6 protein-coding genes and 1 pseudogene are annotated in these 5,666 nt (G+C 39.4%); 4 read left to right on the forward strand and 3 right to left on the reverse strand.

Annotated features, from left to right (window positions below):
- Positions 1 to 357 (forward strand): annotated as a pseudogene (locus Q0212_RS01775) (L-aspartate oxidase); the annotation flags it as partial.
- Between the two features lie 100 nt (positions 358 to 457).
- On the opposite strand, the gene Q0212_RS01780 reads toward Q0212_RS01775, so the two are convergent.
- Together Q0212_RS01780 and Q0212_RS01785 are read right to left on the reverse strand one after the other, a co-directional pair.
- A complete protein-coding gene (locus tag Q0212_RS01780) occupies positions 458 to 874 on the reverse strand; it encodes a protein YgfX (protein ID WP_297921294.1) in 417 nt (138 codons plus the stop codon).
- On the reverse strand, positions 843 to 1,109 hold the full coding sequence (locus Q0212_RS01785; protein ID WP_297921302.1) for a succinate dehydrogenase assembly factor 2: 267 nt from the start codon (positions 1,107 to 1,109) through the stop codon (positions 843 to 845). Before Q0212_RS01785 ends, Q0212_RS01780 begins: the two co-directional genes overlap by 32 nt.
- A gap of 76 nt (positions 1,110 to 1,185) precedes the next feature.
- Here Q0212_RS01785 and Q0212_RS01790 point away from each other — a divergent pair, with 76 nt between their 5' ends.
- The 3 genes from Q0212_RS01790 (at position 1,186) to Q0212_RS01800 (ending at position 4,242) form a co-directional block, all read left to right on the forward strand.
- Positions 1,186 to 2,100: a hypothetical protein gene (locus Q0212_RS01790; RefSeq protein ID WP_297921305.1), complete on the forward strand. Its 915-nt coding sequence runs from the start codon at positions 1,186 to 1,188 to the stop codon at positions 2,098 to 2,100.
- Positions 2,101 to 2,117: 17 nt separating this feature from the next.
- On the forward strand, positions 2,118 to 2,843 hold the full coding sequence (locus Q0212_RS01795; RefSeq protein WP_297921308.1) for a 16S rRNA (uracil(1498)-N(3))-methyltransferase: 726 nt from the start codon (positions 2,118 to 2,120) through the stop codon (positions 2,841 to 2,843).
- A gap of 160 nt (positions 2,844 to 3,003) precedes the next feature.
- The gene (locus Q0212_RS01800; RefSeq protein ID WP_297921311.1) at positions 3,004 to 4,242 is read left to right on the forward strand and encodes an NADH:flavin oxidoreductase/NADH oxidase family protein; all 1,239 of its coding nucleotides are present in this window, start codon (positions 3,004 to 3,006) and stop codon (positions 4,240 to 4,242) included.
- Here Q0212_RS01800 and Q0212_RS01805 read toward each other — a convergent pair.
- Positions 4,217 to 5,500 carry a flagellar hook-basal body complex protein gene (locus Q0212_RS01805; RefSeq protein WP_297921314.1) on the reverse strand — a complete coding sequence of 428 codons (1,284 nt, stop codon included), beginning with the start codon at positions 5,498 to 5,500 and terminating at the stop codon, positions 4,217 to 4,219. The two genes, Q0212_RS01800 and Q0212_RS01805, sit on opposite strands and share 26 nt — an antisense overlap.
- Positions 5,501 to 5,666 lie beyond the last annotated feature (166 nt).

Genomic DNA, 5,666 nt, shown 5'->3' on the forward strand with positions numbered 1-5,666 from the left:
CGTCATGCCGATGAAGATGTGATTATTTTGCATAACTGGGACGAGTTACGCCGTTTTATGTGGGATTATGTAGGCATTGTTCGTACTGATAAACGTTTAGAACGGGCTTTACGTCGTATTGAATTATTAAAAGTCGAAATTGGCGAATACTATAGTAATTATAAAGTCTCACCTAACCTATTAGAGTTACGCAATTTAGTGTTAGTTAGTGAGTTAATTGTTCGCTCTGCCCTTGCTCGCAAAGAGTCGCGTGGTTTGCATTACACTTTAGATTATCCACAAATGAATACTGATTTAGTGGATACCGTGTTAACGCCACCTGAGTTTTTTCTGACTCAGCAAGAGGTTATCAGTTAGATCAGAACTTACGCATTGTGCTGCAATTAGCGCGTTTTGTGAGCTAAATATCGTTAAGAACGCTTATTTAGCGAGCAAATAAGCGATAACCGTGTAAGTCCTAAGATAATAATCTCAATTTAGCCTGCAAACGTCGATAGTTATCTTTATCGATGCTATCAGGAAAGATCACTACCACATAAGGCATGCGAATATGTGGACTTTGATAGCTTAATATCACCAAATAACGCCATAAAAAATAACGATTTAATTTAACTTTTAGACGTTGGCCTGTTGCCAACTCAATAAACCAGTCGTCTGCTTTGCTACTTAAATGACTAACGACTGGCAAGGTTTTGGCGAGTTTAACACTATGTAAACAAGCAACAGCTAGCAGCACAATCGTTAAACCTAATTGTGCCACTGTTGGTAAATAAGCACACCAAATAGCCGCCATAGCCACACTGTAAAATAACCCATTAAGCCATTGTTGATAACGAGATGGCTTAATTGCTGTGTCCAGTTCCCAAACGCTCATGAAACACTTCAATAATATGGACTAAATCGGGGTCTTCAGGTTGCTCATAACCCATAAACCATGCCAATAAATCAGGGTCCTCACATTTAATTAATTTGGCAACCATGACTTGTTCATTTTCAGGTAATAATAAATAATGGTCACGCATAAACGGTTCAAAAAATACATCTAATTCTTTTAAACCACGTCTTGCGCGCCAAAACATGGCACGTTCGGCATCTGTTAATTCACGCATTTTTCATCTCGCTGATTCTATTAAAGTATTATATGCTATTTCTACTGAAAAATAGTTGATTAGATAAGAGGATATTATGTCCGCGATTATTCGTTTAACCGATGCTCTGTTAAACATTCAAGGTATTGATGCTCATAAGTTTTTACAAGGACAAACCACCACCGACTTTAAGGAGGTAACACCTGAGCAATCTCGTTTGGGTGGTTATGCCAATTTAAAAGGTCGCTTGGTGTTTAGTTTTCGCGCGATTGAATGGCCTGCTCAAAGTATTCATTTAGTGATTAATCAAGCGTTATTAGCCACTGCGAAAAACACCCTGCAAAAATATATTATCTTTTCTAAAGCACAAATCAACACGCCCGAAACCAGTGTGATTGGTGTTTTAGGTGCAGAGAGTGAAAAACTACTCACTGAATTATTTGGTTTTTGTCCAACCACGATTAATCAGACATTAAGCAATGAGCAAATCAGTCTGACGCGGGTGGATGGTGATTCTCGTTGGTTATTATTAGTTAAAGCAGAGTTTAGCGAAACAGTCTGGCAACAACTCAGTCAGCAAGCGACTATTGCCTCAATCAATGATTGGCGTTTAGCACAAATCGCAGCAGGCGAAACACCCGTCCTTGCAGAAACGACCGAACTTTATCAGCCTCAAGAATTAAACTATTTAGCTTTAAATGCGATTAGTTATAACAAAGGCTGTTATACAGGCCAAGAAATCATTGCACGTTTGTATTTTAGAGGCAAACTTAAACAATGGGTGCATCGTTTTACAGTGAAGTTAAGCGAATTACCTGCTTTAAATACCGTGATTTATGATGCAACAGGTCATAGCCAAGGTCATGTGGTACTTGCAGCACAAGCAGATGCTCATACGGTTGAGCTATTAGCGATTGTTCGTCACGATCATTGTCAACAGGTTTTTTTAGGTGAAGAAAAATTGCCTTTGCAGTTGCTTGATTTACCCTATATGGTTGAAGTGAAAGAGTAGTTTTTAAAGAAAATATTATGACTCGTCTTTACACCCCTACTTCCTTATCGCTCAATACCGAAATTGAACTGCCTGAAGAAGCTGCCCATCACTTTATTAAAGTGTTGCGTGCACGCGTTGGCGATAAAGTCTGTTTATTTAATGGTGAAGGTGGTGAATATCATGGCCAATTAAGCCGTACTGATAAACGCCATGCTTATGTCACTTTAGAACAATTTATTGAACATAACAAAAGTTCACCGCTAAAAGTTCATTTAGGGCAAGTATTATCCAAAGGTGATCGATTTGATTATGCCATTCAAAAAGCGACTGAATTAGGCGTAAGTGAAATTACCCCGCTCATCAGTGAACGTTGCGAAGTGCGTTTAGGTAATGAACGCTTAGATAAAAAAATGGCACATTGGCAAGGCGTGGCCATTAGTGCTTGTGAACAATCAGGCTTAAATATTGTTCCTAAAATCAATCCGCCTCAAGCTATAGAAACATGGACAGCAAACACTCAAGCTGATTTACGTTTTGTCTTAGCACCTAGCGTGACAGGCTTACCTAATCCTAGCAAAAAACCACAAACGATTGCGGTATTAATTGGCGCAGAAGGCGGATTATCCGAACGCGAAATTAGTCAAAGTATCGAACACGGTTTTGCGCCGTGGTGCTTAGGACAACGAATATTACGCACCGAAACCGCCCCCGTTGCCGTATTAAGCGTGTTAAATTGGTTATGGGGGGATTTTAATTCCTAAAGTTTACCCTCACCCCAACCCTTTCCCACAGGTAGATGGAGCTTTATTGCTAATAATTGACCTTTTCTCAATACAACACTTTGACAACTATCAAATTGAATGTTATCTTAAGCCCACAGCAAAAATTTTAGTACGCTCGTCTTATTTTTTGGAGCTTCTCATGTCCCAAGACATCCTTAATCAATCATTTAGCCTACCAAATGGCAGTGTGGTCAAAAATCGTTTAGTCAAATCTGCACTTAGTGAGACTTTAGGTACAACCAACAATCATCCAACCATTGGTTTAGCGCGTTTGTACCAACGTTGGGCAATGGGTGGCATGGGTATTTTGATTACAGGTAATGTCATGGTCGATCGTCGTGCGATTGGCGAACCCAACAATGTGGTGGTTGAAGACGAACGCGACTTAGATTTATTAAAAGCATGGGCAAAAGCAGGCACACAAAACGGTACGCAATTGTGGATGCAAATTAATCATCCTGGTAAACAGTCACCACGTGGTTTAAACAAACAAAATGTTTCGCCTTCGGCAATTCCGTTTGGTAAAGAATTAACAGCCTTTTTTGCCACACCACGCGAACTCACTCATGACGAAATTTTAGAGATTATTCAACGTTTTGGTACAACGGCAGCGATTGCTAAAAAAGCAGGCTTTAGTGGTGTACAAATTCATGGTGCACATGGTTATTTAGTTAGCCAATTTTTATCAGGCCATCACAATCAGCGTACTGACCAATGGGGTGGAAATCCTGAAAATCGTCGCCGTTTTGTGTTAGCGGTATATGCCGAAATGCGTAAACAAGTGGGTGATAAATTTCCGATTGGCATTAAACTCAATTCTGCCGACTTCCAAAAAGGCGGTTTTACCGAAGAAGAATCCTTAGATGTGATTCGTGCTTTGTCTGAAGCTGGCATTGATATGATTGAAATTTCAGGTGGCACTTATGAAGCGCCTGTGCAAATGAATGGCACACCTGTTAAAGAATCTACTCGTCGTCGTGAAGCTTACTTTTTAGAGTTTGCCGAAAAAGCCCGTGCCACCACCAAAACCCCATTAATGGTCACAGGTGGTTTCCGCTCTTTAGCAGGAATGCAAGATGCGATTAATAGTGGCGCAGTCGATTTTGTCGGTTTAGGCCGCTCTTTAGCCATTGAACCCGATATTGGCAACCGTTTATTAGCTGGTGAAGAACCACGTTATCAAGTCAAACCAATTAAAACAGGCATTAAGATGGTTGATAACATGGCCTTGATGGAAATTGTTTGGTATGCCCGCCAATTACATCGTATGGCACAAGGCCAAGCCCCAAAACCCACCGAATCAGCATTAACCGCTTTAATGTTTTCGATGACGGATAATGGCTGGCGTACGTTTAAAACCCGTCGTTTACGTGCTTAATAACCGCCCTTCGACTTCGCTCAGGGGGCTGGTTGAGCGGAGTCGAAACCAAGCTCATATAAAAACTTACTGACAGGCATTGCCTATAGTTATTTAAGCCAATACTAGCCATACTCTTAACAAGGGTATGGCAAAACTCACGACCATCACCATCAAAAACGCCAGAAGAAAATGGTAATGCGCTAGCTCCAACGCTTGGAGTGACGCCATAAACTTCCTGCTGACTCATGTTTACGCTGTTTACAGTGTCATAAAATTGTTTCGCTCCAAAAGCAGCGCTAATATCTTTACTTGAGCCGAGTTTGCTGACATCAAAACCATTAACAAAAGTGATCGAGTCTCCGATCTGAGCTGACGCTATAGAAAGACAATCATTTTTTATTGTTGCCTTAAGACCATCAATTTGATTGATTGCTGCAGAAAGAGTCTTTATGTTGTTGAATTCTCCAAGCAAAATATCAGGGTTTATTTCTTTATATTTAAACTCCATGCTATCTAGATTTTTTGTTTTAATTGAAAAATTATCCCCATTTATAAGAGCGGATAATCCGCCATTTATGCTCTCTGAGCCTAAAATCTGAATTGATGCTGCATTTCCAGACGAAAACCCACCATATGTAAAATCATATTGCTGCTCACCATCATTAACATCTATTCTGAATTTATCTCCCACTCTTAGATTTTTATTTGATATAACATCATCTGTAGAAAGCCCACTCTCTGGTTGAATAATATAAGATAAACCTTTGATCATCTGTTCTTTTGCGTCTAGGTTAACAGAAAAATCTATAGATTTTGTTGCAGCAACTTCTTGTACTAAAGAATATAAATTTACCACTTCAAGAGATGCAAAATCATTGCCAATTGGCTTGCCTTCGTTATCAAAAGGCCATGCCAGTAAATATGATCCCCCTATATTTTGCAAGTTGCCACTCACGTCAGTTCTAAAGGACCCTTCTCTAGTGTACAATAGCTGCTTGTCATTTAGATCAAGAGATGGTTTAACGGCAAGCATTCCAACTCCACTTATTGCCAAGTCTGTAACAATTCCTGTATCTTTAATTCCACCTTGCTTATCTATAGAATTTCTCGTGATCTCCATAACATCATTTGTTCCTGGAGCAATAAGTGTCAAAAAAGAAGAAAAAACACCCTTGTATCCAGTAGTTTGAGCATTTGCTATATTACCACTGATATTAGAAATCGCCTTTCCTTGAGCTCTAAGGCCACTCACACTGGATTCAAATCCATTTAACATTTATATACCTATTAGCAATTAGGATTTTAAGAAAGCATTAGAAAATAAGGGTAGATAAAATATTTAACCATATATTGCAGATATCTGGTTAGGCTCAATAACAGCTCCACAATCTAAAACCAATCTTGGATTTCTATCTCTTAAAAATTCAGCCATTTGTACATTC

The organism is uncultured Agitococcus sp., from assembly GCF_937920075.1.
GTDB lineage: Bacteria > Pseudomonadota > Gammaproteobacteria > Pseudomonadales > Moraxellaceae > Agitococcus.

Excerpts from the sequence above, each read along its gene's own strand:
- Q0212_RS01785 (WP_297921302.1), bottom strand. The coding sequence starts at position 1,109 with ATGCGTGAATTAACAGATGCCGAACGTGCCATGTTTTGGCGCGCAAGA.
- Q0212_RS01805 (WP_297921314.1), bottom strand. The coding sequence starts at position 5,500 with ATGTTAAATGGATTTGAATCCAGTGTGAGTGGCCTTAGAGCTCAAGGA.
- Q0212_RS01790 (WP_297921305.1), top strand. The coding sequence starts at position 1,186 with ATGTCCGCGATTATTCGTTTAACCGATGCTCTGTTAAACATTCAAGGT.
- Q0212_RS01795 (WP_297921308.1), top strand. The coding sequence starts at position 2,118 with ATGACTCGTCTTTACACCCCTACTTCCTTATCGCTCAATACCGAAATT.
- Q0212_RS01800 (WP_297921311.1), top strand. The coding sequence starts at position 3,004 with ATGTCCCAAGACATCCTTAATCAATCATTTAGCCTACCAAATGGCAGT.
- Q0212_RS01780 (WP_297921294.1), bottom strand. The coding sequence starts at position 874 with ATGAGCGTTTGGGAACTGGACACAGCAATTAAGCCATCTCGTTATCAA.